29 protein-coding genes, 1 pseudogene and 1 riboswitch are annotated in these 26,187 nt (G+C 67.2%); of the genes and pseudogenes, 25 read left to right on the forward strand and 5 right to left on the reverse strand.

The window, feature by feature from the left end:
* Positions 1-314 precede the first annotated feature (314 nt).
* Positions 315-528, forward strand: a riboswitch (cobalamin riboswitch).
* Positions 529-662: 134 nt separating this feature from the next.
* From CHB86_RS06130 to CHB86_RS06150, 5 genes and pseudogenes are all read left to right on the forward strand, one after another.
* On the forward strand, positions 663-1,454 hold the full coding sequence (locus CHB86_RS06130; RefSeq protein WP_089232121.1) for a DUF4198 domain-containing protein: 792 nt from the start codon (positions 663-665) through the stop codon (positions 1,452-1,454).
* Positions 1,455-1,458: 4 nt separating this feature from the next.
* Positions 1,459-2,076: a cobalt transporter CbiM gene (gene cbiM / locus CHB86_RS06135; protein ID WP_089232122.1), complete on the forward strand. Its 618-nt coding sequence runs from the start codon at positions 1,459-1,461 to the stop codon at positions 2,074-2,076.
* Positions 2,073-2,684, forward strand: a complete 612-nt coding sequence (locus tag CHB86_RS06140) for a cobalt ABC transporter permease (protein ID WP_089232123.1) — start codon at positions 2,073-2,075, stop codon at positions 2,682-2,684. Before cbiM ends, CHB86_RS06140 begins: the two co-directional genes overlap by 4 nt.
* A complete protein-coding gene (gene cbiQ, locus CHB86_RS06145; protein ID WP_089232124.1) occupies positions 2,681-3,475 on the forward strand; it encodes a cobalt ECF transporter T component CbiQ in 795 nt (264 codons plus the stop codon). The genes CHB86_RS06140 and cbiQ overlap by 4 nt, the downstream gene beginning before the upstream one ends.
* Before the next feature lie 58 nt (positions 3,476-3,533).
* Positions 3,534-4,142: pseudogene (locus CHB86_RS06150) on the forward strand (energy-coupling factor ABC transporter ATP-binding protein); the annotation flags it as partial.
* Positions 4,143-4,307: 165 nt separating this feature from the next.
* Here CHB86_RS06150 and CHB86_RS06155 read toward each other — a convergent pair.
* Complete coding sequence (locus CHB86_RS06155; protein ID WP_089232126.1) at positions 4,308-5,009, reverse strand: rhomboid family intramembrane serine protease; 702 nt, start codon at positions 5,007-5,009, stop codon at positions 4,308-4,310.
* 75 nt (positions 5,010-5,084) lie between these two features.
* On the opposite strand from CHB86_RS06155, the gene trpS reads away from it, so the two are divergent.
* The 13 genes from trpS to CHB86_RS06220 all read left to right on the forward strand — a co-directional run bounded on the left by trpS (position 5,085) and on the right by CHB86_RS06220 (position 17,395).
* A complete protein-coding gene (gene trpS, locus CHB86_RS06160; protein ID WP_089232127.1) occupies positions 5,085-6,116 on the forward strand; it encodes a tryptophan--tRNA ligase in 1,032 nt (343 codons plus the stop codon).
* 378 nt (positions 6,117-6,494) lie between these two features.
* Positions 6,495-7,358, forward strand: a complete 864-nt coding sequence (locus tag CHB86_RS06165; RefSeq protein ID WP_089232128.1) for a branched-chain amino acid aminotransferase — start codon at positions 6,495-6,497, stop codon at positions 7,356-7,358.
* Positions 7,358-8,398 (forward strand): hypothetical protein, encoded by a 1,041-nt coding sequence (locus CHB86_RS06170; RefSeq protein ID WP_089232129.1) that lies wholly within the window; start codon positions 7,358-7,360, stop codon positions 8,396-8,398. The genes CHB86_RS06165 and CHB86_RS06170 overlap by 1 nt, the downstream gene beginning before the upstream one ends.
* A 2-nt stretch (positions 8,399-8,400) precedes the next feature.
* A complete protein-coding gene (locus CHB86_RS06175) occupies positions 8,401-8,856 on the forward strand; it encodes a universal stress protein (RefSeq protein ID WP_089232130.1) in 456 nt (151 codons plus the stop codon).
* An 88-nt stretch (positions 8,857-8,944) separates the two neighbouring features.
* The gene (locus CHB86_RS06180; protein ID WP_089232131.1) at positions 8,945-9,511 is read left to right on the forward strand and encodes a NifU family protein; all 567 of its coding nucleotides are present in this window, start codon (positions 8,945-8,947) and stop codon (positions 9,509-9,511) included.
* Complete coding sequence (tsaB, locus tag CHB86_RS06185) at positions 9,501-10,178, forward strand: tRNA (adenosine(37)-N6)-threonylcarbamoyltransferase complex dimerization subunit type 1 TsaB (RefSeq protein WP_089232132.1); 678 nt, start codon at positions 9,501-9,503, stop codon at positions 10,176-10,178. The genes CHB86_RS06180 and tsaB overlap by 11 nt, the downstream gene beginning before the upstream one ends.
* Complete coding sequence (locus CHB86_RS06190; RefSeq protein WP_089232133.1) at positions 10,175-10,588, forward strand: GNAT family N-acetyltransferase; 414 nt, start codon at positions 10,175-10,177, stop codon at positions 10,586-10,588. Before tsaB ends, CHB86_RS06190 begins: the two co-directional genes overlap by 4 nt.
* A gap of 200 nt (positions 10,589-10,788) precedes the next feature.
* The gene (locus CHB86_RS06195; protein ID WP_089232134.1) at positions 10,789-11,787 is read left to right on the forward strand and encodes a BMP family lipoprotein; all 999 of its coding nucleotides are present in this window, start codon (positions 10,789-10,791) and stop codon (positions 11,785-11,787) included.
* Between the two features lie 86 nt (positions 11,788-11,873).
* Positions 11,874-13,457: an ABC transporter ATP-binding protein gene (locus CHB86_RS06200; RefSeq protein ID WP_089232135.1), complete on the forward strand. Its 1,584-nt coding sequence runs from the start codon at positions 11,874-11,876 to the stop codon at positions 13,455-13,457.
* A complete protein-coding gene (locus CHB86_RS06205; protein ID WP_089232136.1) occupies positions 13,457-14,560 on the forward strand; it encodes an ABC transporter permease in 1,104 nt (367 codons plus the stop codon). The genes CHB86_RS06200 and CHB86_RS06205 overlap by 1 nt, the downstream gene beginning before the upstream one ends.
* Before the next feature lie 2 nt (positions 14,561-14,562).
* Positions 14,563-15,531: an ABC transporter permease gene (locus CHB86_RS06210; protein WP_089232137.1), complete on the forward strand. Its 969-nt coding sequence runs from the start codon at positions 14,563-14,565 to the stop codon at positions 15,529-15,531.
* A 167-nt stretch (positions 15,532-15,698) separates the two neighbouring features.
* On the forward strand, positions 15,699-16,622 hold the full coding sequence (locus tag CHB86_RS06215) for a sulfite exporter TauE/SafE family protein (protein ID WP_089232138.1): 924 nt from the start codon (positions 15,699-15,701) through the stop codon (positions 16,620-16,622).
* Entirely contained in the window at positions 16,622-17,395 is a 774-nt protein-coding gene (locus tag CHB86_RS06220) for a TIGR02186 family protein (protein ID WP_089232139.1), read from the forward strand. Before CHB86_RS06215 ends, CHB86_RS06220 begins: the two co-directional genes overlap by 1 nt.
* A gap of 1 nt (position 17,396) precedes the next feature.
* Here CHB86_RS06220 and CHB86_RS06225 read toward each other — a convergent pair whose 3' ends face one another.
* On the reverse strand, positions 17,397-17,897 hold the full coding sequence (locus CHB86_RS06225; RefSeq protein ID WP_089232140.1) for an Lrp/AsnC family transcriptional regulator: 501 nt from the start codon (positions 17,895-17,897) through the stop codon (positions 17,397-17,399).
* Positions 17,898-18,096: 199 nt separating this feature from the next.
* On the opposite strand from CHB86_RS06225, the gene trxB reads away from it, so the two are divergent.
* Positions 18,097-19,062, forward strand: coding sequence for a thioredoxin-disulfide reductase (trxB, locus tag CHB86_RS06230; protein WP_089232141.1), 966 nt, complete (start codon positions 18,097-18,099; stop codon positions 19,060-19,062).
* 78 nt (positions 19,063-19,140) lie between these two features.
* On the opposite strand, the gene CHB86_RS06235 is transcribed toward trxB, so the two are convergent.
* Positions 19,141-19,590: a DUF3592 domain-containing protein gene (locus CHB86_RS06235; protein WP_089232142.1), complete on the reverse strand. Its 450-nt coding sequence runs from the start codon at positions 19,588-19,590 to the stop codon at positions 19,141-19,143.
* 278 nt (positions 19,591-19,868) lie between these two features.
* Between CHB86_RS06235 and CHB86_RS06240 the strand changes: the two genes are divergently transcribed.
* The gene (locus CHB86_RS06240) at positions 19,869-21,947 is read left to right on the forward strand and encodes a bifunctional sulfate adenylyltransferase/adenylylsulfate kinase (RefSeq protein WP_089232143.1); all 2,079 of its coding nucleotides are present in this window, start codon (positions 19,869-19,871) and stop codon (positions 21,945-21,947) included.
* Positions 21,948-22,136: 189 nt separating this feature from the next.
* Entirely contained in the window at positions 22,137-22,673 is a 537-nt protein-coding gene (locus tag CHB86_RS06245; RefSeq protein WP_089232144.1) for a hypothetical protein, read from the forward strand.
* Between the two features lie 10 nt (positions 22,674-22,683).
* Here the strand turns inward: CHB86_RS06245 and CHB86_RS06250 are convergent, their stop codons facing one another.
* Positions 22,684-22,920 (reverse strand): DUF1150 family protein, encoded by a 237-nt coding sequence (locus CHB86_RS06250; protein ID WP_089232145.1) that lies wholly within the window; start codon positions 22,918-22,920, stop codon positions 22,684-22,686.
* Between the two features lie 10 nt (positions 22,921-22,930).
* Positions 22,931-23,344: an Hsp20 family protein gene (locus CHB86_RS06255; RefSeq protein ID WP_089232146.1), complete on the reverse strand. Its 414-nt coding sequence runs from the start codon at positions 23,342-23,344 to the stop codon at positions 22,931-22,933.
* Between the two features lie 167 nt (positions 23,345-23,511).
* Here CHB86_RS06255 and CHB86_RS06260 point away from each other — a divergent pair, with 167 nt between their 5' ends.
* From CHB86_RS06260 to CHB86_RS06275, 4 genes are all read left to right on the forward strand, one after another.
* Entirely contained in the window at positions 23,512-23,730 is a 219-nt protein-coding gene (locus tag CHB86_RS06260) for a YdcH family protein (RefSeq protein WP_089232147.1), read from the forward strand.
* Between the two features lie 68 nt (positions 23,731-23,798).
* Positions 23,799-24,293: a 5-(carboxyamino)imidazole ribonucleotide mutase gene (gene purE / locus CHB86_RS06265; RefSeq protein ID WP_089232148.1), complete on the forward strand. Its 495-nt coding sequence runs from the start codon at positions 23,799-23,801 to the stop codon at positions 24,291-24,293.
* Entirely contained in the window at positions 24,290-25,048 is a 759-nt protein-coding gene (locus CHB86_RS06270; RefSeq protein ID WP_089232149.1) for an NAD(P)-binding domain-containing protein, read from the forward strand. The genes purE and CHB86_RS06270 overlap by 4 nt, the downstream gene beginning before the upstream one ends.
* A complete protein-coding gene (locus tag CHB86_RS06275; protein WP_089232150.1) occupies positions 25,048-26,121 on the forward strand; it encodes a 5-(carboxyamino)imidazole ribonucleotide synthase in 1,074 nt (357 codons plus the stop codon). Before CHB86_RS06270 ends, CHB86_RS06275 begins: the two co-directional genes overlap by 1 nt.
* The last annotated feature ends 66 nt before the right edge of the window (positions 26,122-26,187 follow it).

Genomic DNA, 26,187 nt, shown 5'->3' on the forward strand with positions numbered 1-26,187 from the left:
CTTGGACGGGGAAATCTGGACAGCAGTCATGGCGTGGCTCCCTCGCTTCGCTGGTCTGCGGCAATACGGGGACGGCTCGGGCGCGGCAAGCGTCCGATTCGACGATGATCCGCCGCGCCCCCGGAATGGGTCGGCGCCGCATCTCTCCCGTTCAGCCCGCAGGCATCGTCTCGGGGTGGCGTAACAGGGCCACCGCCGCGCGGCAAGGTCCGACCCGTCATTGCCCGACCGCGACAATTGCCCGCGACGCACCGCCCGGCCCCGCCTTTTCCGGACCGGTCGTTTTGCGCGATTGACTTCTTTCACCGCGCGGGGAATGAAAGGTCATCTTCGGTTCCGTCGGCGGTTCAGCGCCGAGGGATTCAAAAGGGAACACGGTGCGGCGTACCCATCAGGGACCAAAACCGTGGCTGCCCCCGCAACTGTAAGCGGAGAGCGAGGCCGAACATGCCACTGGGGATATCCCCGGGAAGGCCGGCCGAGCCCAGACCCGCGAGCCAGGAGACCTGCCGAGGCCACATGGGGCTTGCCCCATGGTTTCACCGGGCGCCGGGGTGAGCGTCTGGCGCGAAGCGGGCCGGAGCAATCCCCCAAATCGAGCCGTACCCCGTCCGTCCTTTCAGGATCGCCGCCTGTGCGTGGCCTTTTGAGAGAGACGACAGATGTTGAACCGAAGCTTCCTGCTGGCCGCCTTCGCCAGTCTCGGGCTTTCAGGGCCAAGCCTGGCCCATTTCCAGCTGATCTATTCCCCGCAGACCCTGATCGAGACGCCCGGCGACGTGCCGGTCAAGCTGATCTTCTGGCACCCGTTCGAGAACGGGCATGTCATGGACATGGGCGAGCCGCTGGAATTCTACATGGTCAACCGTGGCGAACGCGTGGACCTCAGGGACCGGCTGTCGCCCGCGACCTTCACCGGCAGCGCCAATGCGGCGGCGGCCTGGGATGCCTCGATCCCGGTGAAACGCTCGGGCGACTACGTCGTGGTGCTGGTGCCCGCGCCCTATTACGAGCAGAGCGAGGACATCTACATCCAGCAGATCGCCAAGAGCTATCTGAACCGGGCGCAGATCCCCTCGGACTGGGCAGAGCCGCAGGGCCTGCCGACCGAGATCCTGCCGCTCAACCGCCCCACCAACGTGCTCGCCGGATCGACCTTCACAGGGCGGGTGATGTCGGAGGGGGCGCCGGTGCCGGGGGCGGAGATCGAGATCGAGTACATCGCGGCCGAGCCGGACATGGCCACCGGCCAGCCCGGATCGCCAACCGCCGCCCCGCCGCCCGGTGGCGCGCTCGTCGCCATCGCCGACGACGCAGGATATTTCTCCTTCGGCATCCCGCGCGCCGGGTTCTGGGGCTTTGCCGCGCTCGGCACCGGCCCGGAGACGGAGCACGAGGGCAAACCCTTGAGCCAGGATGCCGTGATCTGGATCCGCGCCTGGGAAATGGAGTGACGCAATGCACATCGTAGACGGAGCGCTTTCCAACCCGGTCGTCATCGGCGGCGCTGTGCTTGCCGTGGGCGGCATCGCGCGGGGACTTCGCAGCCTGCCGATGGAGAAGATCCCGGTGGCCGGCGTGCTCTCGGCCATGTTCTTCGTGGCCTCGCTGGTCCATGTGCCGGTCGGGCCAACTTCGGTGCACCTGATCATGAACGGGCTCGCAGGGCTCGTGCTCGGCTGGGCGGCCTTCCCGGCCCTGTTCGTGGGCCTTCTGTTGCAGGCCGTGTTCTTCGGCTTCGGCGGGGTCACGGCGCTCGGAGTGAACACGCTGGTCATTGCCGGCCCGGCGGTTCTGGTCTGGGCACTGGTCGGTGGCCAGGTGCGCCGAGGCTCCGCGCGCGACGCCGCGATCTGGGCCGGGATCGGAGGGGCGCTTGCCATCGCCCTGACCGCAATCGCCGTCGCCGGGATGCTCGCCCTGTCGGGCGAAGGGTTCGTGCTGGCGGCCAAGGCGGTGATCGCCGTCCACCTGCCCGTGATGGTGGTCGAGGGGCTGCTGGCGGCGGCGGCGGTTCACCTGGTCAAGAAGGTGAAACCGGAGCTCTTCGCGCCGATTGGCGGAGCGCTGGCATGAAACGCGCCCCTACGCTTTGCTTGGCCGTGGCCGCAGTGCTCGCGCTCGGCTCCGGCCCGGCGTTCGCGCACAAGATCATCGCCTCGGTCTTTGCCAGTGGCAGTTCGGTCGAGGGCGAGGTCGGGATGTCAGACGGCACCATGGCGGCAGACCAGACTGTCGAGGTGTTTGGACCCGACGGTCAGAAGCTCGGCGAGGCCACGACCGACGCCGACGGGTTCTTCCTGTTCACGCCGACGCAGCCCGTCGCCCACGAGTTCCGCGTCGACCTCGGGATGGGGCACGTGGCGTCCGCCCGGATGAGCGCCGAGGAGATCGGGGCGATCCTGGGCCGACAACCGAACGCCGCGAGCAAAACTCCGTCCGCCGGTGCGACCATCGCCTATGCCCCTGCCCCGGCGTCCGGCGCCACCGGGCTGAGCCTCGAAGAGCGTGAGGCCATCGCCGAGATCGTTCGCACCGAGACCCGCTCGCTGCGCCAGGAGATCGCGGCCTACAAGGAAAAGAACGACCTGCAGACGATCCTCGGCGGGATCGGCTACATCCTCGGCCTGTTCGGCATCGGCTTCTACGTCGCCGCGCGCCAGCGCCTGCGGGACACCGCATGAGTTCCGTCCTCAACACCCTCGAGAAACCGCTGACCGCGACCGGCGGGCGGCGGCAGATCAGCTGGCTGGGGCGTATCGATCCGCGGGTCCGGATCGTGGCGGCGCTGGCCTTCGCCGTCGTCACCGTGGCCTGCGGGCGGCTCCCCGTGCTGCTGGCGGCCCTCGGGATCGCCGTGGCGCTGCTCGCGGCCTCGCGCCTGCCTGCCGGGCGCACGTTGCGGCGGATGGCCACGATGGACGGTTTCATCCTGATCCTGCTGGTCATGCTGCCCTTCACCGTGCCGGGCGAGCCGATGTTCTCGCTCTGGGGCCTGCCGGCCTCCCGCGAGGGCCTGGTGCAGGCGGTGGAGATCCTGCTGACCGCCAATGCGGTGATCCTGGCGCTGATGGCGCTGGTCGGCACGATGGAACCGGTCACGATGGGCCATGCACTGCACGCGCTGCGGGTTCCGGCGGCGCTGGTACACCTGCTGATGTTCACCGTGCGCTACATCGACGTGCTACGCGAGGAATACCTGCGCCTGCGCCAGGCCATGAAGGCCCGTGGCTTCCGGCCCTCGACCGGCTGGCACTGCTATCGCAGCTTCGGCTACCTGCTCGGCATGCTGCTGGTGCGCTCCATGGAGCGCTCGGAACGCATTCTGGACGCCATGAAATGCCGCGGTTTCACCGGCCGCATCCCCCTGCTCGACCGTTTCGCCTTCGCTCGGCGGGATGCCGTTTTCACGGCCGGCTTCTCCCTGCTGCTGGCCGGCCTGATCGCGACCGAGATTGCCCATGCCGCTTCTTGACCTGCGGGGCATCGAGTTCGCCTTTCCGGGCCAGCCGCCGATCCTGCGCGGGGCCGACCTTGTCCTGGAGCCGGGTGAGCGGCTGTGCCTGACCGGGCACAACGGCGCCGGCAAGTCGACGCTCCTGCGCATCATGGTGGGCCTGCTCCGGCCGACGGCGGGGCGGGTCCTGGCCTTTGGCTCGGAGCGCGCGGCCGAGGCGGATTTCCACGAGGTGCGGCGGCGCGCCGGGCTGGTGTTCCAGGACCCCGACGACCAGCTTTTCTGCCCAACGGTGGCCGAGGACGTGGCCTTTGGCCCGCTGAACCTCGGCGCCAGCCGCAATGAGGCGATGGCGATCGTGGACCGGGTGCTTAGGGGGCTCGAGCTGATACACCTGCGCGACCGGATCACCCACAAGCTGTCGGGCGGCGAGAAGCGGCTGGTGACGCTGGCCACGGTGCTGGCGATGGAGCCGGATGTGCTGCTGCTCGACGAGCCGACCAACGCGCTGGATGAGCGCAACGAGGCGCGGCTGACCGAGCTGTTGCTGTCTCTGCCGCAGGCGATGGTGATCGTGAGCCACGACCCGCATTTCCGCCGCCGGCTGGGCACCCGCAGCCTGCGCCTGCAGGACGGCAGGCTGGCCCCGCCCGAGCCGGGCTGCCGCCACGCCGTCGCGCCCTGAACCGCCCGCCGGCCCTCCCGCCCGCCTGCGCCCCATCAGAGATGGGTTGCAGTCCGTTGGGCCGGGCCGCGCGCTTGCGCGCGCGGGCGATTTTTCGAACGAAAAATCGGGCCTCCGGCGGGGGTATTTCAACCAAGAAGAAACGCCGGTGTCCCGAGGCGGCCGTCAGCGTTGGCGGAGCCGGTCGAGCAGTTGCGCCCAGCCGCCCGGGCGAAGCACGCCCGAAAGGGCAAACCCGGTAACGAAGCCTGTCAGCTCTGCCACCCAGGCCGGGTTCGACCCGAAGATCAACCCGAAGAGAAGCTGGATGCCGAGCAGGAATCCGATCAACCGAAAGGCCTGCAACTGGTTCTGCCCGGCCCGACCGAGACCGACCCAAAGGATAAAGGTGAAGGCGCCGATCAGCCCGTAGGCCCCGGGATAGCCACCGAGCAGCGGATAGGGATTGTCCAGCAGCAGCCCATAGGCCAGCGCCCCTGCGATGCCCGCACCGAAGAACACCGCGACCACGGCCGTCTGGCTGAAGGTCTCTCCCACCATCTTGCCCAGGGCGAGGACGAAGACGCAGACCATCACCGCGTGGGTAAAGCTGGCATGGACGAAGAGATACGTGACGAAGCGCTGCAGGTGATCGAGCGGCCAGCGCCCGGTCTCGATCATCCAGGCGAGGATCTCGCCGGAGAACGCGAAGCGCTGGATCGCGAAGATACGCCAGTCCTCGCCGCCGCGGGTATTGCCGATGAAGCCCGATTTCGCGAGGAGCAAGAGCACCTCGACGCCGAAGATCGCCAAGACCAGCACGACCACCACCGCGGGGATCGTGTTGAACGGATTGTCGTGCGGTTCCTGTTGCCGGCCCTGCTGCATCCCTGCCTCCTGTTGACGCCCTTTCCCGCCATGGGTAAGCGGATGCGGCCCGTATGACCAGCCGGAGATCCTCAGATGTCGGACGAGACGCCAAGCCAATTCACCCCCCGCGTATTCTCGGGGATCAAGCCCTCGGGCGGGCTGACGCTGGGCAATTACCTCGGGGCGATCAAGCGGTTCGTCGACTGGCAGGAGGCGGGCACGCACGAGACGATCTATTGCGTGGTCGATCTGCACGCGATCACCGTGTGGCAGGATCCGGCGGAGCTTCATGCCGCGACCCGCGAGGTCGCCGCGGGCTTCATCGCCAGCGGGATCGACCCGACGAAATCCGTGCTGTTCAACCAGAGCCAGGTCTCTGCCCATGCCGAACTCGGCTGGATCTTCAGCTGTGTGGCCCGCGTGGGCTGGATGAACCGCATGACCCAGTTCAAGGACAAGGCCGGTGCGAATGCCGAGAAGGTCTCGCTGGGGCTCTATGCCTATCCGGCGCTGATGGCTTCAGACATCCTGCTCTACCATGCTACCCATGTCCCCGTGGGCGAGGACCAGAAGCAGCATGTCGAGCTGACCCGCGACATCGCCCAGAAGTTCAACCACGACTACAAGGTCGACTTCTTCCCAGAGACCAGGCCGGTCATCGAAGGTCCGGCGACGCGGGTGATGAACCTGCGCGACGGCACCAAGAAGATGTCGAAGTCGGGCGAGAGCGACATGGAACGCATCAACATGACCGACGATGCCGACACGATCGCCAAGAAGTTCAAGAAGGCCAAGACCGATCCGGAGCCGCTGCCCGAGACCATGGAAGGGCTGGAAGGGCGGCCCGAGGCCAGGAACCTCGTCGACATCTACGCCGGCCTTTCGGGAATGACCGACGAGCAGGTGATCGCGGAATATGCCGGCGCCGGCTGGGGCCGTTTCAAGCCCGCGCTCGCCGATCTCGCCGTGGAAAAGCTGGCGCCGATCTCGACCGAGATGGCGCGGCTGATGGATGACCCGGCCGAGATCGACCGGATTCTCGCCCATGGTGCCGAGCAGGCCCGCGAAATCGCCAACCCGATCCTGAAGCGGACCTACGAGATCGTCGGTCTCGTCGGGAGCTGACCCGGCGGCCGGCCTCCGCCCCGCTCAACCACGGCAACCGCGCGCCCCGCGCGCGCGGTGGACATCTGTCACCGAACTGTCGCCTCACCGACACATGGCTGAGTCGAATCCGGTCGAGAGTTTCGCCTGCGCGAAGCTTGCGCGTCGACGACCGGTTCGAATTTCCCCATCTCCGCCGGGGTTCCCCCGCGACGCTCTCCCGGCCGCACCGGCATGTCTACGGCTCTCGGGCTTCTTTCCACGAAGCAGCGCCCCCGATCGGGACAATCGGGGGCGCTGCGCTCTCGCGGGGCCGGCCACTGGACCTCGGCTGGCGGCGGGCATAGGGTCCGCGCAAGCCTGCGGGCTGCGCAACCGCCCGCGAGAAGGAGACCGGCCATGGCGATAGGCAGCAACATCCGAACCTATTTCAACGGCACCTGGCATGACGGCGACGTGCCGATCATGCGGGCCGCCGACCATGGCAGCTGGCTCGGCAGCACCGTCTTCGACGGCGCCCGGATGTTCGAGGGCGTGACGCCGGATCTCGACGCCCATTGCGCCCGCGTGAACCGGTCGGCCGAAGCGCTGATGATCACGCCCACGATCAGCACCGAGGACATGGTCGAGATCGCCCGCGAGGGGCTTGCGGCCTTCGCCAAGGGCGCGGCCGTCTACATCCGGCCGATGTACTGGGCGCTGGACGGCGGCGACACGGGCGTGCTGCCAAAGCAGGGCGCGACGGGTTTCGCGATCTGCCTCGAGGAGATTCCGATGGCGCCCGCCGACAAGGCCACCACGCTGACGCGGACCCGGTTCCGTCGCCCGGTGCTCGAATCGAGCGTCTGCAACGCCAAGGCCGGCTGTCTTTACCCCAACAACGGGCGCATGCTCGCCGAGGCCAAGGCCAAGGGCTTCGGCAATGCCCTGGTGGCCGATGCGCTCGGGAACGTCGCCGAGAGCGCCACGGCGAACGTCTTCATGGTGCGGGACGGCGTTGTCTTCACCCCCGTCGCCAACGGCACCTTCCTGTCCGGCATCACCCGCGCGCGCCACATCTCCAACCTGCGGGCCGACGGGCTGGAGGTGGTGGAGACCGTGCTGAGCTTCGAGGATTTCGAAGCGGCCGACGAGGTCTTCCTGTCGGGCAACATGTCCAAGGTCACCCCGGTCACGGCATTCGACGATGTCTCCTACCAGGTCGGTCCGGTGACACGCCGCGCCCGCGACCTCTACTGGGACTGGGCGCTCTCGGCCGCCTGATGCCATGGGCCCGGCTCCTGCGGCGGCTCCTCGGGGCCGGCGCGCTTGCGAGCGGGGTTATCTCGGTCTGGCTTCTGGCGCAGTCGCCTTTCGCCGCGCCCTGGGTCGAGCGGAACGCCGACGAGGCGAAACGGGCGCTCGACCGGGCCGTCGCGCGACAGGTCACCCCCGACTGGCTGTTGCCCCGGATCAACGCGGCGCTCGCCGAGCACGACATGCTGGCGCTGGAAAGCTACCTCTCGCTTGCGGAGGACCACGGCGTCGCCCTGCCGGAGGACCGGCGCCGCGATATCGAATTGCTGCAGGCGCGTCGTGAGAGCCTGCTCGGACAGGCGGGCGCCTGCGGGGCCTGCGCCTGGGACATCACAACCTGCGACAGCCTCCAGAGGCTCAGCCTTTGTGCCCTGCCCGTCGAAATCACGCCGATCGGCGATCTGAACGCGCTCCGCCGGAATGGCGCAGCCCTGGCGAGCGGCGCGCAGGTCGACAGCATCGAGGTCGGCCTCGCCACCCTTGGCCTGGGCGCAAGCGCCGCGGTGGTCGCGACCGGGGGCGGCGCGGGGCCGGTCAAGCTCGGGGTGACGGCGCTTCGCCTGTCGCGGCGGCTTGGCACCCTCACGCCGGAATTCACCCGGGTCCTGAGGGCTTCGCTGCCACCAAGGCGCGCGCTCCTGCGGGGCGAGGGCCTCGGCCCGCTCCGCGCCCTGGCGGCCGACCTGGGGGCGGTTGCGCGCAATACCTCGCCCGCCGACACGCTCCTGCTGCTGCGTCAGGTCGACACGGCAGAGGATGCTGCCCGGCTGGCGAGGCTGTCCGCGATTGCCGGTCCGGAGACGCGCCCCGCCCTTCTGGCACTGGGAAAGGCACGGGCCTTTCGCACCCTCGTCCGGCTGAGCGACATGGCCCGCGCCGCGCTGGTGGCGCTCGCGGCCCTGGTCGCGCAACTGGCCGGGTTGGCGCTTTCGCTTGTGTTGCGGTCCCTGCGGCGTCAGATTGCTGCAACCGAAAGCCGGCGTCTTTCCTGCCGGCAGGGGGAGTAGTCATGCGAAAGTTCCTCGTCGTGCTCGACGACACGCGAGAATGCCTGAACGCCATGCGTTTCGCCGCCATGCGGGCGGCCCATACCGGCGGCGGCGTAGAGATCCTGTCGGTAATCCCGCCGGAGGAGTTCCAGCACTGGATCGGGGTTGGCGACATCATGCGGGCCGAGGCGCGGGAACGCATCGAGGTCCATTTCGAGGTCTTCGCCAAGTGGATGCGCGACCGTCAGGGGATCGACCCGCATCTCGTGATCCGCGAGGGCGAGGCGGTGCCGGAGTTGCTTGCACTGATCAAGGAAGACCCCGACATCGGCGTGCTGGTGCTGGGCGCCGGCACCGGCAAGGGCGGCCCCGGACCGCTGGTCACCCAGCTTACCCGGAACGCGGGCACCTTGCCGATCCCGATCACCATCGTCCCCGGCAGCCTGAGCAAGGAACAGCTCGAGATGGTGAGCTGAGGCGCCCACTTTAGAATCATTCCAGACGGATTGACTCGGGGAAGCCGAGGGCGCATATACGGTCCATCCCTCCAGAGAGGCCCTGCACATGTTCATCCAGACCGAATCCACGCCGAACCCGGCAACCCTGAAGTTCCTGCCCGGACAGACCGTGCTGGAAGCCGGCACCGCGGATTTTCCCTCCGCGAACGCCGCCGAAAGCTCGCCGCTCGCCAGCCGGATCTTTGCCGTGGGCGGGGTGACCGGCGTGTTCTTCGGCAACGACTTCGTCACCGTGACCAAGGCCGAAAGCGTCGAATGGGAGCACGTGAAGCCCGCGATCCTCGGGGCGATCATGGAGCACTTCCAGTCCGGCCAGCCGGCGATCGCCGACGGTTCGCAATCCTCCGGTGGCGGCCATGCCGCGCACGAGGGCGAAGACGCCGAGATCGTCAACCAGATCAAGGACCTGCTGGACACCCGGGTGCGCCCGGCGGTGGCCCAGGACGGCGGCGATATCACCTTCCACGGCTTCGACCGCGGCGTGGTCTACCTGCACATGCAGGGCGCCTGCGCCGGTTGCCCGTCCTCGACCCTGACCCTCAAGATGGGCATCGAGAACCTGCTGCGGCACTACATTCCGGAGGTCGTGGAGGTCCGCCCCGTTGCGGTCTGACCCGGCCATCCTGGCCTTCGACACATCGGCCGCGCATTGCGCGGCCGCTTTGCTGTTCGGAGGCGAGATCCTGCAGGCAGAGACCCGCGAAATGGGAAGCGGCCAGGCAGAGGCGCTGATGCCCCTGCTGGAGGATGTGCTCGAGGCGGCGCATCTCGGGTGGAAGGATCTCGACGCGATCGCCGTGGGCATCGGACCGGGCAATTTCACCGGCATCCGCATCTCCGTCTCCGCCGCGCGCGGGCTGGCGCTGGCGCTTGGCATTCCCGCGGTCGGGGTTTCGACCTTCGACCTCATGGCCTATGGCCAGGCTGGCGCGGAGCTTCTGGTGAGCCTGGCCGCCCCGCGCGACCAGGTCTATCTGCAGCCCTTCCACCACGGCACAGCCAGCGGCCCCGGGCGTCTGGCCGATCCCGCGACCCTGCCCGGCGGCCTTGGGCTGGAAGACGGCGGCATGGTCACCGGACACCGGGCCGAGGAGATCGCCCGGTCGCTGGGCGCACAGGCTGCCCCGGCCGAGCTTGAGGAGATCCCGCAGCGCATTGCGCGCATCGCCGCCGAGCGGCTTGCCGGGGACGGGGCCGCGCCGGAGCGCCCTGCCCCTCTCTACGTGCGCGCCGCCGATGCCGCGCCGCCGTCCGATCCGCCGCCGGTCATCCTGCCGTGACACCGGTACACCTCGCCGAGTTGCACGCCCGCTGCTTCGAAACCCCGCGGCCCTGGTCGGCGATGGAATTCGCGCAACTGCTCGACTCTGAACGGGTCTTTCTGTGTTCCGACGACGCGGGCTTCGCGCTCGGCCGGGTCGTGGCGGACGAGGTGGAATTGCTGACCCTCGCCGTGGCGCCGGAGGCCCGGCGCAACGGGGTCGGCCGGGAACTCGTGGCTCGGTTCGAGGCGACGGCGAGCAGCCGCGGCGCCTGCTCCGCCTTCCTGGAGGTCAGCGCCGAGAACGCCCCGGCCATCGCCCTCTACGAGACATCGGGTTACCTCCGGGGCGGCCTGCGGCGCAGCTACTACGCCGCGCCGGACGGCCGGCGCATCGACGCCCTGCTCTTTTCCAAGTCATTGACCTGACGCGGGACCTCTGGCCGGGCCGGTGCCGCCGAATGACGCACGGGAACGGGGTCACCTGACTGGCGGGACGACCAAAAACCGGTTGACCCCCCCTCGCCGCTGCGGCCTTATTCTCTCCGTGATCCAACGTGGATCTGACGTTTTTGCGGTTCGGGTCGAAGGGCCCCCCGCCCATAACATGTCCAACCGGGAGATACCCAATGACCTTCATGCGGAGCATCCTCGGCGCAGCAGCCACCCTGGCGCTGGTCGCCGGAACGGCCGCGGCCGACCCCGCCATCATCTTCGACCTCGGCGGTAAGTTCGACAAGTCGTTCAACGAGTCGGCCTTCACCGGCGCGAAGCGTTGGGCCGACACCACGGGCGGTTCGTTCCGCGAGATCGAGATGCAGTCCGAAGCCCAGCGTGAGCAGGCCCTGCGCCGCCTCGCCGAGGCCGGGTCCAACCCGATCGTCATGACCGGCTTCGCCTTTGGCAACGTGCTGGCCGAGGTCGCGCCGGATTATCCCGACACCTCCTTTGCCATAATCGACGCGGTGGTCGACGAGCCCAACGTGCGTTCGGTGGTCTTCTCCGAGCACCAGGGCTCCTACCTGGTCGGCATGCTGGCCGCAGAGGCCTCCAAGTCCGGCACCGTCGGCTTCATCGGCGGCATGGACATCCCGCTGATCCGTCACTTCGCCTGCGGCTATGCCCAGGGCGTGAAGGCGGTGAACCCCGACGCCAAGATCATCTCCAACATGACCGGCACCACCCCGGCTGCCTGGAACGACCCGGTGAAGGGCTCCGAACTCGCCAAGGCCCAGATCAGCCAGGGCGCGGACATCATCTATGCCGCCGCCGGCGGCACCGGCGTGGGCGTTCTGCAGGCCGCGGCCGACGCGGACGGCGTGCTCTCGATCGGCGTCGACAGCAACCAGAACCACCTGCACCCCGGCAAGGTCCTGACCTCGATGGTCAAGCGCGTGGACAACGCGGTCGAGCAGGCCTTCAATGACGGCCCTGGCTTCGAGACCGGCACCGTCGTCCTCGGTCTCGCCGAAGAGGGCGTGGGCTATGCCATGGACGAAAACAACGCCGAGCTCGTCAGCGACGAGATGAAGGCCGCCGTCGAGGACGCCAAGCAGAAGATCATCTCCGGCGAAGTCGAGGTTGTCAGCTACTACGACAACAACTCCTGCCCGGCGCTCGAATTCTGATCTGACGCCGCAGAGACTGGCTAATCAGGAAGGGGCCGCGTAGCGTGAAGCCGCGTGGCCCTTTCTTTCAACTACGGGGGTGATCGATGAAGGATCTTGCCGAGAACTCTGGCCAGCCGCCCGGTGCGGCTCCGAACGCCCCTCCGGCGATCGAACTGCGAGGCATCTCCAAGGCCTTCGGCCCGGTGCAGGCCAACAAGGACATCTCGCTGAAGGTCGCCAAGGGCGCGATCCACGGCATCATCGGCGAGAACGGCGCCGGAAAGTCGACGCTGATGTCGATCCTCTACGGCTTCTACAAGGCCGACCGGGGCGAGATCCTGATCAACGGCAAGCCGACCGAGATCCCCGACAGCCAGGCCGCCATCGCGGCCGGTATCGGCATGGTGTTCCAGCATTTCAAGCTGGTGGAGAACTTCACCGTCCTCGAGAACGTCGTGCTCGGCGCCGAGGAAGGCGCGCTGTTGCGGCCGACCCTCGCGAAGGCGCGCAAGCACCTGACCGAAATCGCCGAAGAATACGAGATGAACGTCGACCCCGACGCGCTGATCGAGGAGATCGGCGTCGGCCAGCAGCAGCGGGTCGAGATCCTGAAATCGCTCTATCGGCACGCCGACATCCTGATCCTCGACGAGCCGACCGGGGTGCTGACGCCGGCCGAGGCGGATCACCTGTTCCGCATCCTTCGCGGCCTCCGCGACGAGGGCAAGACGATCATCCTGATCACCCACAAGCTGCGCGAGATCATGGAGGTGACCGACACCGTCTCGGTGATGCGGCGCGGCGAGATGACGGCGACCGTCAAGACCGCCGAGACCAGCCCGGAGCAGCTGGCCGAGCTGATGGTCGGCCGCAAGGTACTGCTCCGCGTCGACAAGAAACCGGCCCAGCCGGGCAAGACGATCCTGAAGGTCGAGGACCTGAGGGTCGTGGATGACGACAAGGTCGAGCGCCTCAAGGGCGTCTCCTTCGAGGTGCGCGCGGGCGAGATCCTCGGCATCGCGGGCGTCTCCGGCAACGGCCAGTCCGAGCTGCTGGAAGTGCTCGGAGGCATGATGCCCGCCACCGGCCGGGTCGAGATCAACGGCGAGGCCATCGACCTCACCGGCAAGCATTCCGACGGCCGCTCCCGCCGCAAGCGCGGCATCGCCCACGTCCCCGAGGATCGCCAGGCCGAAGGCCTGATCATGGATTTCGCGGCCTGGGAAAACGTCGCCTTCGGCTACCAGTGGGACCCGGCCTACAACAAGGGCTGGCTGATGGACAACGCCGGCATCCGCGAGGACACCGCCGGCAAGATGGAGCGCTTCGACGTGCGCCCGCCGCACGCCCACCTGGCGGCCAAGAGCTTTTCCGGCGGCAACCAGCAGAAGATCGTCCTGGCGCGCGAGATCGAGCGCAATCCGGACCTGCTGCTGGTCGGCCAGCCGACCCGCGGCGTCGACATCGGCGCCATCGAGTTCATTCACCAGCGGATCATCGAGCTGCGCGACGCCGGCAAGGCGATCCTGCTGGTGTCGGTGGAACTGGATGAGATCATGGGGATGTCGGACAGGATCGCGGTGATGTTCGACGGCCGGATCATGGGCGAACGCCTGCCCGGCGAGACCAACGAAGGCGAACTCGGCCTGCTGATGGCCGGCGTGACCAGTGGCGAAGGGAAAGCATGATGGATGTGATGCCCAGATGGGCCGACGTGGTGCTGGTGCCACTGATCAGCCTGATCCTCGCCTTCGGAATCTCCGCCCTCGTGATCCTCGGCATCGGCAAGGACCCCGTCGAGGCCGTCAAGCTGATGGTCACCGGCGCCTTCGGCTCGACCTATGGCTGGGGCTACACGCTCTTCTACGCCACCAACTTCATCTTCACCGGGCTGGCCTTTGCCGTGGCCTCCCATGCCAGCATGTTCAACATCGGCTCGGAGGGCCAGGCGACGCTCGGCGGCCTCGGCGTGGCGCTGGTGTGCCTTGCCCTGCCCTGGCCGCACTGGGCGATTGCGCTTCCCGCCGCGATGATCGGCGGCGCGCTCTTCGGCGCCGCCTGGGCCTTCCTGCCGGCCTGGCTGCAGGCGAAGCGGGGCAGCCACATCGTCATCACCACCATCATGTTCAACTTCATCGGCGCCGCCGTGCTGAACTACATGCTGGTCAACGTGATGCGCCCCGAGGGGTCCATGGACCCGGCCTCCGCCAAGTTCCCGGCGGGCACCAACCTGCCGACGCTGCACGACATCCTCGCCCCTTTCGGCATCGAGTTCTCCAGTGCCGCCCCGGCCAACATCAGCTTCCTGATCGCGCTGCTGGCCTGTTTCCTCGTCTGGCTGATGCTCTGGCGGACCCGGTTCGGCTTCGAGCTGCGCGCCTTCGGCCGCTCCGAATCCGCGGCGGTCTATGCGGGCATCTCGCCCGCCAAGATCATCATCGTCGCGATGCTGATCTCTGGCGGCCTGTCCGGCCTGATGGCGATCAACAACGTCATGGGAGAGGCCGAACGGCTGGTTCTGAACTCAGTCGAGGGCGCGGGCTTCATCGGCATCGCGGTCGCGCTCATGGGGCGCAACCACCCCGTGGGCGTGGCGCTGGCCGCGATCCTCTTCGGCTTCCTCTACCAGGGCGGCGCGGAGCTGGCGCTCTGGATGTCGATCCCGCGTGAGCTGATCGTGGTGATCCAGGGCCTCGTGATCTTGTTCACCGGCGCGCTGGACAACATGGTGCGCATGCCGATCGAGCGGGTGTTCCTGATGATGCGGCGCAACGCCAAGGCAGGAGAGTGAGCATGGATTTCTCGACCCTGATCCAGATCCTCGACTCGACCATGCGGCTGGCCACGCCGCTGCTGCTGGCCTGCCTGGCGGGCCTCTTCTCCGAGCGGTCCGGCATCTTCGACATCGGGCTGGAAGCCAAGATGCTGATCTCCGCCTTCTTCTCGGCGGCCGTGGCCTATGACACGGGCTCGGTCTGGCTCGGGCTGCTGGCCGGCATCGCCGCCTCGATGGTCTTTGCCGCGATTCACGGGGTTGCCTCGATCACCTTTCGCGGCAACCAGCTGATCTCGGGCGTGGCGCTCAACTTCCTCGCCTCGGGCATGACCGTGCTGATCGCGCAGAACTGGTTCCAGCAGGGCGGCCGGACGCCGTCGCTGCTCGGCAAGGCCCGGTTCGAGCCGCTCACCCTGCCCTTCGCGGACGCACTCTCGGACGTTCCCGTGCTGGGCCCGATCTATTCCGAGCTCCTTTCCGGCCATTCCATCCTCGTCTACGTGGCCCTGCTGGCCGTGCCGGCGACCTACTGGGTGCTCTACCGCACCCGCTTCGGCCTGCGCCTGCGCGCGGTCGGCGAGAACCCCGCCGCAGTGGATACCGCCGGTGTCTCGGTGATCGGCCTGCGCTATGCCGCCGTCGCCATCGCCGGGCTGCTCTGCGGCATCGCCGGGGCCTATCTCGCCACCGGCCTGCAGGCCGGCTTCGTCAAGGACATGACCGCCGGCCGGGGCTATATCGCGCTCGCGGCGTTGATCTTTGCCAAGTGGCGGCCGTGGTACGCGCTCTCCGCCTGCCTGCTCTTCGGCCTGCTGCAGGCGCTGGCGCTGCGGACCGACGTGGTCGAGGCGATCTTCCCCTTCCGGATGCCGGTGCAGCTGCTCGACAGCCTGCCCTACATCCTGACCGTGGTGATCCTGGCCGGTTTCGTGGGCAAGGCGATCCCGCCGCGTGCGGGCGGCCAACCTTACGTCAAGGAGCGCTGAGCAGCGCCACAGGCCCGGCGCCTCGGGGACACAGCTCCCGAGGCGCCGGGCCAAACTGACGTAGCGGCACATTACGTCAACGGCAGCCCGAAAGATCGGGCCAGGAAAGTTTTGGGAACCCCGGCTTGGGCGTTGCGGCGTCACAAGTCTCGGCCTAAAGGTCGCACATGCAGATCTACCTGCCCATCGCCGAAGTCTCCGTTAACGCCTTCCAACTGCTCGGTCTCGGCGGGCTTGTAGGCGTCCTGTCCGGCATGTTCGGCGTGGGGGGCGGCTTTCTCCTGACGCCGTTGCTGTTCTTCGCAGGGATCCCGCCCGCGGTGGCCGTGGCGACCGGAGCCAACCAGATCGTTGCCTCCTCCGTCTCCGGCGTCCTGGCGCATTTCCGGCGCAAGACGGTCGACATCCGCATGGGGTTCGTGTTGCAGGCCGGCGGCCTGGTGGGCGCGGCCATGGGCATCGCCGTCTTCAACATGCTCAAGGCGCTCGGACAGGTCGACCTGCTCATCACCCTGTTCTACGTCGTCTTCCTAGGGATCGTCGGCAGCCTGATGCTCGTCGAATCCCTCCGCGCGCTGCGCCGCTCGAAGTCGGACGTTCCAAAACCCTACACGCGCCGACAGCGCAACTGGGTCCATACCTGGCCCCTTAAGATGCGGTTCCGTGCCTCCGGTCTCTATATCTCCGTGATCCCCCCCCTGCTCGTCGGCATGTCGGTGGGCGTGCTCGCCGCGATCATGGGCGTCGGCGGCGGCTTCATCATGGTCCCGGCGATGATCTACATCCTCGGCATGCCGACCAAGGTTGTCGTCGGCACCTCGTTGTTCCAGATCATCCTCGTCGCCGCCTTCTCGACGTTGCTGCACGCGATCACCAACCACACGGTGGACATGATTCTGGCGCTTCTGCTGCTGATTGGCGGCGTCGTCGGCGCGCAGTTCGGCACGCAGATCGGAACCAAGCTCAAGGCCGAACAGCTGCGGGTGCTGCTGGCCGCGCTGGTGCTCGCGGTCTGCGGCAAGCTCGCCGCCGACCTGCTGATCGAACCGCGCGAGCTGTTCTCCATCAGCGAATCCGGGGGGCATTCGTGATGCGCAGGGTGCTGCCCGCCGTCCTCGCCCTCGCGGCCGCCCTCGGCATCACCGCCGCGGCGAAAGCGCAGACCGTCGTCGCCGACCTGAGCCAGAGCCGGGTTGCGATCACCACGAATTTCGCCGGCTCCCAGATCCTCGTCTTCGGCGCCGTACAGGAGACCGGACCGGACGCCGGCACCCCGTTCGACATCATCGTGACCGTCTCCGGCCCGCGGGAGCCGGTGACCGTCCGCAAGAAGGATCGCGTGGCCGGGATCTGGGTGAACACGGAAGCCGTGGACATCACCGCCGCGCCGGCCTTCTACGCCATTTCCACGAACCGGCGCATGGAGCAGATCCTGTCCATGACCGAAGACCTGCGCCGCTCGATCACCATTCCCCGGGCGATCCGCTCTGCGGGCCTGGCCAGCCAGGTCGACGAGGCCGAAGAATTCACCGAGGCGCTGATCCGCCTGAGGGAGAGGAACGGCAGCTACCGGGTCGAGGAACACGGCGTCACGATGATCGGACAGCCGCTGTTCAGGACCGACATCAACCTGCCGTCCAACATCTCCGAAGGCCGTTATACCGCGCGGATCTTCATGTTGCGGGACAAGGAGGTCATCGCCTCCTACACGGACGTTCTGGATGTGCGGAAGGTCGGGCTGGAGCGCTGGATCTACAACCTCGCCCAGGAGCAGGCCATGATCTACGGCCTGCTCTCCCTCGCGATCGCGATGGCCGCGGGCTGGGGCGCCTCCGCGGCCTTCCGCTACATCCGGGGAAGCTGAGCTAGGCGGTCCGGTTCAACCGATCTTCCAGCACCTCGAAGGGCACGGAAGGCTCGTTCTTGCCGTCCCGGATGACCAGCGAGGTCTTGACGCTGGCGACATTGGGCGCCGCCGTCAGCTGCCCGGTCAGGAAGGACTGGAAGGTGGACAGGTCGGGCGCCACGCATTTCAGGATGAAGTCGATCTCGCCGTTGAGCATATGGCATTCGCGGACCAGCGGCCACTCGCGGCATTTCTGCTCGAAGGCGCTCAGATCGGCCTCGGCCTGGCTGTTCAGCCCCACCATCGCAAAGACCTGGACCTCGAAGCCAAGCTCGCGCGGGTCAATCTCGGCATGGTAACCGCGAATGAAACCGGCCTCCTCCAGGGTGCGAACGCGGCGCAGACACGGAGGTGCGGAGATGCCGACCCGTCGCGCAAGCTCGACATTGGTCATGCGGCCGTCCGCCTGGAGTTCCGCCAGAATCTGGCGATCGATTGGGTCGAGTTTGGCTCCCGGCATTCAGCCCTCCGAGTTTTTTCCGAACCTTAGCGAGGCAAGCCGGACTGCGCAACAATGTTTCACAGAAGCGCAATATTTATCCGCTTTGCGCTGCGTGCATGGTTGAATGCGGGAAAAGCTTCCAGTTCGACCGGCCCGGTCTTATATCCGACGGAACGGTGCGCCACCGGCGGCACCACAGGTTCACGAAAGGCTCCAGATGTCCAGCACCCGCCACACCCGCGTTCTCATCATCGGATCCGGCCCGGCCGGTTACACCGCCGCCGTATACGCAAGCCGCGCCATGCTCAACCCTATCCTCGTGCAGGGGATCCAGCCGGGCGGGCAGCTGACGATCACCACCGAGGTCGAGAACTGGCCCGGCGAGAAGGAGATCCAGGGCCCGGACCTGATGGTGCAGATGGAGGAGCACGCGCGCGCTGTGGGCACCGAGATCATCGGGGATCATATCGCGTCGATCGACCTGTCGCGCCGCCCGTTCACGGCACAGGGAGACAGTGGCACCACTTACACGGCCGATGCCGTCATCCTGGCCACGGGCGCCCAGGCGAAGTGGATCGGCATGCCGGGCGAGGAGAAGTTCAAGGGGTTCGGCGTCTCGGCCTGTGCGACCTGTGATGGTTTCTTCTACCGCGGCAAGGAGGTCGTGGTGATCGGCGGCGGCAACACTGCGGTCGAGGAAGCGCTGTTCCTGACCAACTTCGCCAGCAAGGTGACCCTGGTGCACCGCCGCGATTCCCTCCGTGCCGAGAAGATCCTGCAAGACCGGCTGTTCAAGCACCCCAAGGTCGAGATCCTCTGGGATCACACGCCCGAAGAGATCGTCGGCGCCGAAACACCGCTCAGCGTCGAGGGTCTGCGCGCCCGCAACGTCAAGACGGGCGAGATCACCCTCGTCCCCGCCGCCGGTGTCTTCGTCGCGATCGGCCATGCGCCGGCCTCGGAACTGGTGAAGGACCAGCTCGAGACCCACATGGGCGGCTACGTTGTCACCGCGCCGGATTCCACGGCCACCTCCATCCCCGGGGTCTTTGCCGCGGGCGATCTGACCGACCACAAGTACCGGCAGGCGGTGACCTCCGCCGGCATGGGCTGCATGGCCGCGCTGGAGGCGGAGCATTTCCTCGCGGAGCAGGAAGCCGAGACGGTCGCGGCGGCGGAATAACCGGCCCGGTACATGGAAAGCCGTGGGCCGTGCAGGGTATCATTAACCCACACGGCCCGCGACGAGCGAGCACCGTCTCTAGAATGCGATCGTGTCCCAGTTCACGAAGAGCAAAAGGCAGACGAACGCCCCGAGCGCCGCGAAGGTGCCGCCCATCAGGAAATCCCTGGTCAGAGAAATCGTCGCCCTCTGCGGGTTTCGCCAATCATGGTGGACATCGATCGTTCGGCCCTGCAGGGACCGAATGCCCTGCTCCGTATGGAGTGCAAAGACACCGCCGGGGGCGGCTTGCTCATATTGGATGAGGGCGCCGTTCGCGGCCTTGAACCGCACGGTCACAATGGCCGATCGGTCTGAATCCGATCCCCGGGCCCGGTGAAATCTCGTGTCGACAATCGTACCGGGGGAGACATCGTGACAGGCGGCGATCCTGATGGCGTCACGGAGCATGAACAGCCCCGCGAAGACAAAGCCCAATCCTCCCACGCACAGCAGGAGCTTGAGGATATCGTCGAGACTTCCTTCCATTCGGATCGCTCCGCTGCCGTGCCGGACTGCCTTCCGGCCACGTAGAACCTAGAAGAGGATTATGGTGGATCTGCGACGGAACCCGCGCGCAGCCGCGTTCGCAGCGCCCCCATGCGCCGCTGATCGGCAGCCGACCAACGGGCTCGCAGGGAGCGGGTCGGGCAGGTGTTGCGTACCGGCAGCATTTCGCCACTTCCGGGAAATTGTCCCCCGCCCCCCCTTTGCCTCACATGGGTTCCGTGACATGCGTTCACGCGTGAACAGATAACGAGTCGCCGATGCCACCCGCCGCAGAGAAAGCCACGACACCAGAGGAGGAGGACCTGCTCTTCCGTCTGCTGCGTCAGCTCGATCTGGCGCCGGAAGCGTCGCAGCGGACCACCGCCGCGGCCCTTGGCATTTCGCTCGGCCGGCTGAACGCCCAGCTTCGGGCAGCAGCCGAGGCCGGGCTGGTCAAGGTCACCGGGCGCGACGGGCCGGACAAGCGGCAACGCTTCGCCTATTCCATCACCTCCCGCGGCGCGGCAGAGCAATCCCGCCTTCGGGACCAGTTCCTCGCGCGAAAATTCGCGGAATACGACGCCCTGCACGCAGAACTGACCGGCACGACGAGCGGTCTCAACCCATTTCAACACAGGACCAAGACGATGCAGAACCAACATGCGCCCATTCCGGAGCTCTATGTCTCGCATGAGAGCGCCCAGAAACTGAAGGTCGAAGCCGCCGACCTGCCGAGCTGGGACCTGACCCCGCGCCAGATCTGCGACCTCGAGCTTCTGATGAACGGCGGCTTCAACCCGCTCAAGGGCTTCCTCTCGGAAGAGGATTACAACGGCGTCGTGGACAACATGCGCCTGGCCGACGGCACCCTCTGGCCGATGCCGATCACGCTCGACGTGAGCCAGAAGTTCGCCGACAGCATCGAGCCCGGCCAGGACATCGCACTGCGCGACCAGGAAGGCGTGATCCTCGCGATCCTGTCGATCACCGACCGGTTCACTCCGAACAAGGCCAAGGAAGCCGAGAAGGTCTTTGGCGCCGATGACATCGCCCACCCGGCGGTGAACTACCTGCACAACGTCGCCGGCCCGGTCTATCTCGGTGGCCCGATCATCGGCATCCAGCCGCCGATGCACTATGATTTCCGCGCCCGCCGCGACACCCCCAACGAGCTGCGCGCCTATTTCCGCAAGCTGGGCTGGCGCAAGGTCGTGGCATTCCAGACCCGCAACCCGCTGCACCGCGCGCACCAGGAACTGACCTTCCGCGCCGCCAAGGAATGCCAGGCAAACCTGCTGATCCATCCGGTCGTCGGCATGACCAAACCGGGCGACGTGGATCACTTCACCCGCGTGCGCTGCTACGAGGCGGTGCTCGACAAGTACCCGGCCGCCACCACCACCATGTCGCTGCTGCCGCTCGCCATGCGCATGGCCGGCCCGCGCGAGGCGGTCTGGCACGGCCTGATCCGCAAGAACCACGGCGTGACCCACTTCATCGTCGGCCGCGACCACGCGGGCCCCGGCAAGAACTCCGCCGGCGAGGATTTCTACGGCCCCTATGACGCCCAGGACCTCTTCAAGGAATTCGAAGAGGAGATGGGCATCGAGATGGTGCCGTTCAAACACATGGTCTACGTGCAGGAGCGTGCCCAGTACGAGCCGGCCGACGAGATCGAAGAGGGCGTGACCGTTCTCAACATCTCCGGCACCGAGCTGCGCCGCCGCCTGGCCGAGGGGCTGGAGATCCCCGACTGGTTCTCCTTCCCCGACGTGGTTTCCGAGCTGCGCCGCACCCGTCCGCCGCGGTCCAAGCAGGGCTTCACCGTGTTCTTCACCGGCTTCTCGGGCTCCGGCAAGTCGACCATCGCCAACGCGCTGATGGTCAAGCTGATGGAAATGGGCGGCCGCCCGGTGACGCTGCTCGACGGCGACATCGTCCGGAAGAACCTGTCCAGCGAGCTGGGCTTCTCCAAGGAGCACCGCGATCTGAACATCCGGCGCATCGGCTACGTGGCTTCCGAGATCACCAAGAACGGCGGCATCGCGATCTGTGCGCCGATCGCGCCCTACGCGACCACCCGTCGCGCGGTGCGTGAGGATATCGAATCCTACGGCGCCTTCGTCGAGGTTCACGTCGCGACCACGATCGAGGAATGCGAGAAGCGGGACCGCAAGGGCCTCTACAAGCTCGCCCGCGAAGGCAAGATCAAGGAGTTCACCGGCATCTCCGACCCCTACGACGTGCCCGAGAACCCCGAGCTGCGCCTCGACACCGACGGCGTCGATGTCGATTACTGCGCCCAGCAAGTGCTGCTGAAGCTCGAGAGCATGGGCCTGATCGGCGCCGAATCCTGATCCCAGGTTCGAACTGACGACACAAGGACGCCCCGCCATCTGGCGGGGCGTTCTGCTTTTCCTGCCTGCCCCTACGGCCGTTCGCGCCTTCGGGGAAATCCCCTCCAAATTGCCCCAATCCGCCTGCGATTTCGCCGGATTCCGGGCGCCTCCTCGCGCTCATTGTTGATGTGTTGAGAGGTGAATTTCATGGGAACGTTCAATCGCGCCGGATTCAGGTCGACCGGGGTCTGGGTCCTCCTGAGATACCTGGCGCTTCCCGTCCTGATCTGCGTCGCGGTCTATTCCTTCGGCGGCCCCCACCTGCGCACCAAGATCCACGCCAGGGCGTCTGCGGTCGTCACACCGATCCAGGAAAGCGTGGCGGCCCTCCTCGGGCGGTCGGAGATGCTGCAGCAGCGGGTTCACATGCGGGACCCCGAGATCGCGCCCGGAACCGCCACGATACGGATCTCCGACCTTCCGGTCGCTGCAAGGGTGCCCGTGGTGAAACTCACCGATCTGCCGACGGTCGAAGGTACGCAAACCGTGCGCCTGAGCGACCTGCCGGAGCCGGTCGAGAACACCTACTATTTCCTGACAGACAAGCCCGAGCCGACGCTGGCGGTGATGACATCCGGCAGGCCGGCGCCGCGTCCGGTGCAAGCGGCATTGGCAGACGTGGTCGCGGTCGACGTCACGGGAGCGGCCCGGGACGGGTCCGCGGGCGCGCTCGAAACGCCGTGAGTGGCGGCAGTCAGTGGACGTTCACCGGGGTCATGTCGTTCTGACGCGCGAGGACGAACGCGAGTTTGCGACCCCGCACAAGGGCCAGGCGCTGCCCTTCGGCGTCATGCACCGCATACAGGTCCTTCACGCCTTCGGCCTGACGCCGCAGTTCTTCCGGCAGATCGTCGAGATCGACGGGGCGGACATAGACGATCGGCCTGTCGTTCGTCGTCTGCGATTCGCCGATCGGATGTTTGTGATCCATGTCTGCCTCCTCAGTTCCGGTTGATCTGGATTGTCTGAACAACGGTGTCGGGCGCCGCATGTTCCAGATCCACATGCAGCAGACCGTTTTCCATCGACGCGCCCTTCACCTCGACACCGTCCGCCAGCACGAAGCTGCGCTGGAACTGACGCGCGGCAATACCGCGGTGGAGGAAGAAGCGCTCGCCATCCTCTTCGGCCTGACGGCCACGGATCACCAGCTGGCGGTCTTCGACGGTGATCGACAGGTCGGTCTCCGAGAAACCCGCAACCGCAAGGGTTATCCGATAGTTCCGCTCGCCGGATTGTTCGATGTTATAGGGCGGATAGCCGTCGTTTCCAGACTTCGCAGTCCGTTCGACGAGGCGCTCCAACTGTTCGAATCCCAACAGGAAGGGATGCGAACCGAGGGCTGTCTTGGTCATCAGGCACGTCCTTTCATGAAGCGACCATGCAGTTGCGGGCCCCGTGCTTGGGCACCCGAAGGTGAATATGGGCGCGATGCGGGCACCGCGCAAGGTTGGGGCTTTGCGCGAGCGACCGAACCCGCCTATATTCGGGGAGTTATCGCGCAGAGTTGACGAAGGGTCCGATGAACGCTCCCAGTGAAATGGATCCGCTCGAGGTCAAGCGGGTGAAGCTGCGGGTTCTCGTCCGGGAACACCGCGATCTCGACGATGCCATCCGCGCCCTTGAGGAGACCGGGACCGCCGATCCGTTCACCGTCCGCCGGCTGAAGAAACAGAAGCTCGTGCTGAAGGACCGTATCGCGGTCCTCGAAGACGAGATCACCCCCGACATCATCGCCTGAAGCCACGCAGCCGTTGCCCCTGCCCGCGGCGCTGCTATGGTGCGCGCTCGCGACAGCAGGAGGGCGCAATGCCGGAGCCGAAGGTGGGAATCATCATGGGCAGCCAGTCGGACTGGCCCACCATGAAGGAAGCCGCGAAGATCCTCGAGGAGCTTGGCGTTCCCTTCGAGACGAAGATCGTGTCCGCGCACCGCACGCCCGACCGGCTCTGGGCCTATGGCAAGTCCGCCGCCGAACGGGGCCTGAAGGCGATCGTCGCCGGCGCTGGCGGCGCGGCCCACCTGCCGGGCATGGTCGCTTCCAAGACCCGCGTCCCGGTGATCGGCGTGCCGGTGCAGACCCGCGCGCTCTCGGGCGTTGACTCGCTCTATTCCATCGTCCAGATGCCCAAGGGGTTCCCCGTGGCCACCATGGCAATCGGCGCCGCCGGTGCCGCAAACGGCGGGCTGATGGCCGCCGCGATCCTCGCCAACGAAGACCCTGCCCTCGCCGAACGGCTCGAGGCCTGGCGCGCGGCGCTCTCCGCATCGATCCCTGACGCGCCGGAGGACATCGAAGAGTGAGCACGATCGGATTCATTGGCACGGGTCACATCGCGGCCCCGATGGTGCGCCACCTTGCCGCCAAGGGGCACGAGATCGTCGTGACCGAGCGGAATGCCGAGGTTTCCGCGGCGCTCGCCGCCGAACTCGGCGTGGGCGTGAGCGACGCGCAGGGTGTGATCGATCGGTCCGAGATCGTCTTTCTCTGCCTGCGTCCGCAGATCGCCGAGGAAGTGCTGGCAGAGCTGACCTTCCGCGCCGGGCAGAAGATCGTGTCGGTCATGGCCGGCATCGGCGTGGAGCGGCTTCAGGTGATCTGCGCCCCCGCTGGCGACATCGTGCAGACGGTCCCTCTCGGCTTCGTCGAAAATGGCGGTTGCCCGCTGGCGGCCCATGGCGACACCGATCTGCTCGCCTCGCTCTTCGAACCCGAGAACCCGGTCGTGCCGGTCGCCAGCGAGGCGGCCCTCGACGCGCATTTCGCGATCTGCGCCATGGTGCCCGGCCTGCTCGACCTGATGGCGACGGCCTCGGGCTGGCTCGGCGCCCGCACCGGCGACGCCAACGCGGCCGAGTTCTACACCACCCAGATGATGACCGGCTTCCTCGCCGCGATGGACAAGGGCGGCGCCGGCCGGCTGGCCGAAGAGCGGGACGCGCTGGCCACCGAGGCCACCCTCAGCCTGCAGATGGTTCAGGGCCTCTCCAACGGCGGCGCTCATGCGGCGCTGGCCGAAACTCTACAAGCGATCCGAAGCAGATTGAGCGGCGATTGATGACAGCCCCCCTTCCCCCCGGCGCCACCATCGGAATTCTCGGCGGCGGCCAGCTCGGCCGGATGCTCTCGGTCGCGGCGGCGCGTCTCGGCTACCGGAGCCACATCTTCGAACCCGGCGCCGCGCCGGCGGCGGATGTCGCCGCGGACACCACCCGCGCGCCCTACGAGGACGGGGAGGCGCTGGAAGCTTTTGCCCGCTCGGTCGACGTGGTGACCTTCGAGTTCGAGAACGTCCCCGCCGAGGCGCTCGACCGCATCGAGGCGCTCCGCCCGCTGCGCCCGAACCGAAAGGCGCTCGCGGTCAGCCAGGACCGGCTGCACGAGAAGGACTTCCTCTGCGGCCTCGGGCTTGCCACCGCGCCCTACCGCAATGTCGAAAGCGAGGACGACCTGCAGCGCGCCGTGGATGCGCTCGGATGCCCGTCGATCCTCAAGACCCGCCGCCTCGGATATGACGGCAAGGGCCAGGTCCGCCTCGCCGCCGCCTCCGATGTCCCCGAGGCCTACGCTGCGATGCAGGGCGCGCCGGCGCTGCTCGAGGGGTTCGTCGACTTCTCCATGGAGATCTCGGTCATCGCCGCCCGCGGCGTCTCGGGCGAGGTCGCCTGTTTCGATCCCGGCCAGAACCTGCACGAGGGCGGCATCCTGCGCCGGACCACCGTGCCCGCCCCGATCCCGGCCCGGCTGCGCACCGATGCGGTGCTGCTGGCCGGCCGCATCCTGAACGCGCTGGACTACGTCGGCGTGCTCGGCGTGGAGCTCTTCGTCACCCCGGCCGGCCTCGTGGTCAACGAGATCGCCCCGCGGGTGCACAATTCCGGCCACTGGACCCAGAACGGCTGCGCCGTCGACCAGTTCGAGCAGCATATCCGCGCCGTTGCAGGCTGGCCGCTTGGCGACGGCAGCCGATATGCCGACGTCGTCATGGAGAACCTGATCGGCGACGACATGGACCGCGTGCCGGAGCTCGCCGCCACACCGTCCACCGCGCTGCACCTCTACGGCAAGGCGGAAACCCGTCCCGGCCGCAAGATGGGCCACGCGAACCACGTTTCTCCGAAGACCGACTGACCCATCAACTGTTCGGAAAGCATCCTCGAGGGGAACACGCCGCCTCGATCGCGCCTCTGGAGCCCC

Origin of the sequence: Tropicimonas sediminicola (genome assembly GCF_900188335.1) — a bacterium.
Lineage (GTDB): Bacteria > Pseudomonadota > Alphaproteobacteria > Rhodobacterales > Rhodobacteraceae > Tropicimonas > Tropicimonas sediminicola.

Bases quoted from the DNA above. Each gene is read 5' to 3' on its own strand.
- CHB86_RS06130 (WP_089232121.1), top strand. From the start codon at position 663: ATGTTGAACCGAAGCTTCCTGCTGGCCGCCTTCGCCAGTCTCGGGCTT.
- cbiM (WP_089232122.1), top strand. From the start codon at position 1,459: ATGCACATCGTAGACGGAGCGCTTTCCAACCCGGTCGTCATCGGCGGC.
- CHB86_RS06140 (WP_089232123.1), top strand. From the start codon at position 2,073: ATGAAACGCGCCCCTACGCTTTGCTTGGCCGTGGCCGCAGTGCTCGCG.
- cbiQ (WP_089232124.1), top strand. From the start codon at position 2,681: ATGAGTTCCGTCCTCAACACCCTCGAGAAACCGCTGACCGCGACCGGC.
- CHB86_RS06155 (WP_089232126.1), bottom strand. From the start codon at position 5,009: ATGCAGCAGGGCCGGCAACAGGAACCGCACGACAATCCGTTCAACACG.
- trpS (WP_089232127.1), top strand. From the start codon at position 5,085: ATGTCGGACGAGACGCCAAGCCAATTCACCCCCCGCGTATTCTCGGGG.
- CHB86_RS06165 (WP_089232128.1), top strand. From the start codon at position 6,495: ATGGCGATAGGCAGCAACATCCGAACCTATTTCAACGGCACCTGGCAT.
- CHB86_RS06170 (WP_089232129.1), top strand. From the start codon at position 7,358: ATGCCATGGGCCCGGCTCCTGCGGCGGCTCCTCGGGGCCGGCGCGCTT.
- CHB86_RS06175 (WP_089232130.1), top strand. From the start codon at position 8,401: ATGCGAAAGTTCCTCGTCGTGCTCGACGACACGCGAGAATGCCTGAAC.
- CHB86_RS06180 (WP_089232131.1), top strand. From the start codon at position 8,945: ATGTTCATCCAGACCGAATCCACGCCGAACCCGGCAACCCTGAAGTTC.
- CHB86_RS06195 (WP_089232134.1), top strand. From the start codon at position 10,789: ATGACCTTCATGCGGAGCATCCTCGGCGCAGCAGCCACCCTGGCGCTG.
- CHB86_RS06200 (WP_089232135.1), top strand. From the start codon at position 11,874: ATGAAGGATCTTGCCGAGAACTCTGGCCAGCCGCCCGGTGCGGCTCCG.
- CHB86_RS06205 (WP_089232136.1), top strand. From the start codon at position 13,457: ATGGATGTGATGCCCAGATGGGCCGACGTGGTGCTGGTGCCACTGATC.
- CHB86_RS06210 (WP_089232137.1), top strand. From the start codon at position 14,563: ATGGATTTCTCGACCCTGATCCAGATCCTCGACTCGACCATGCGGCTG.
- CHB86_RS06215 (WP_089232138.1), top strand. From the start codon at position 15,699: ATGCAGATCTACCTGCCCATCGCCGAAGTCTCCGTTAACGCCTTCCAA.
- CHB86_RS06220 (WP_089232139.1), top strand. From the start codon at position 16,622: ATGCGCAGGGTGCTGCCCGCCGTCCTCGCCCTCGCGGCCGCCCTCGGC.
- CHB86_RS06225 (WP_089232140.1), bottom strand. From the start codon at position 17,897: ATGCCGGGAGCCAAACTCGACCCAATCGATCGCCAGATTCTGGCGGAA.
- trxB (WP_089232141.1), top strand. From the start codon at position 18,097: ATGTCCAGCACCCGCCACACCCGCGTTCTCATCATCGGATCCGGCCCG.
- CHB86_RS06235 (WP_089232142.1), bottom strand. From the start codon at position 19,590: ATGGAAGGAAGTCTCGACGATATCCTCAAGCTCCTGCTGTGCGTGGGA.
- CHB86_RS06240 (WP_089232143.1), top strand. From the start codon at position 19,869: ATGCCACCCGCCGCAGAGAAAGCCACGACACCAGAGGAGGAGGACCTG.
- CHB86_RS06245 (WP_089232144.1), top strand. From the start codon at position 22,137: ATGGGAACGTTCAATCGCGCCGGATTCAGGTCGACCGGGGTCTGGGTC.
- CHB86_RS06250 (WP_089232145.1), bottom strand. From the start codon at position 22,920: ATGGATCACAAACATCCGATCGGCGAATCGCAGACGACGAACGACAGG.
- CHB86_RS06255 (WP_089232146.1), bottom strand. From the start codon at position 23,344: ATGACCAAGACAGCCCTCGGTTCGCATCCCTTCCTGTTGGGATTCGAA.
- CHB86_RS06260 (WP_089232147.1), top strand. From the start codon at position 23,512: ATGAACGCTCCCAGTGAAATGGATCCGCTCGAGGTCAAGCGGGTGAAG.
- purE (WP_089232148.1), top strand. From the start codon at position 23,799: ATGCCGGAGCCGAAGGTGGGAATCATCATGGGCAGCCAGTCGGACTGG.
- CHB86_RS06275 (WP_089232150.1), top strand. From the start codon at position 25,048: ATGACAGCCCCCCTTCCCCCCGGCGCCACCATCGGAATTCTCGGCGGC.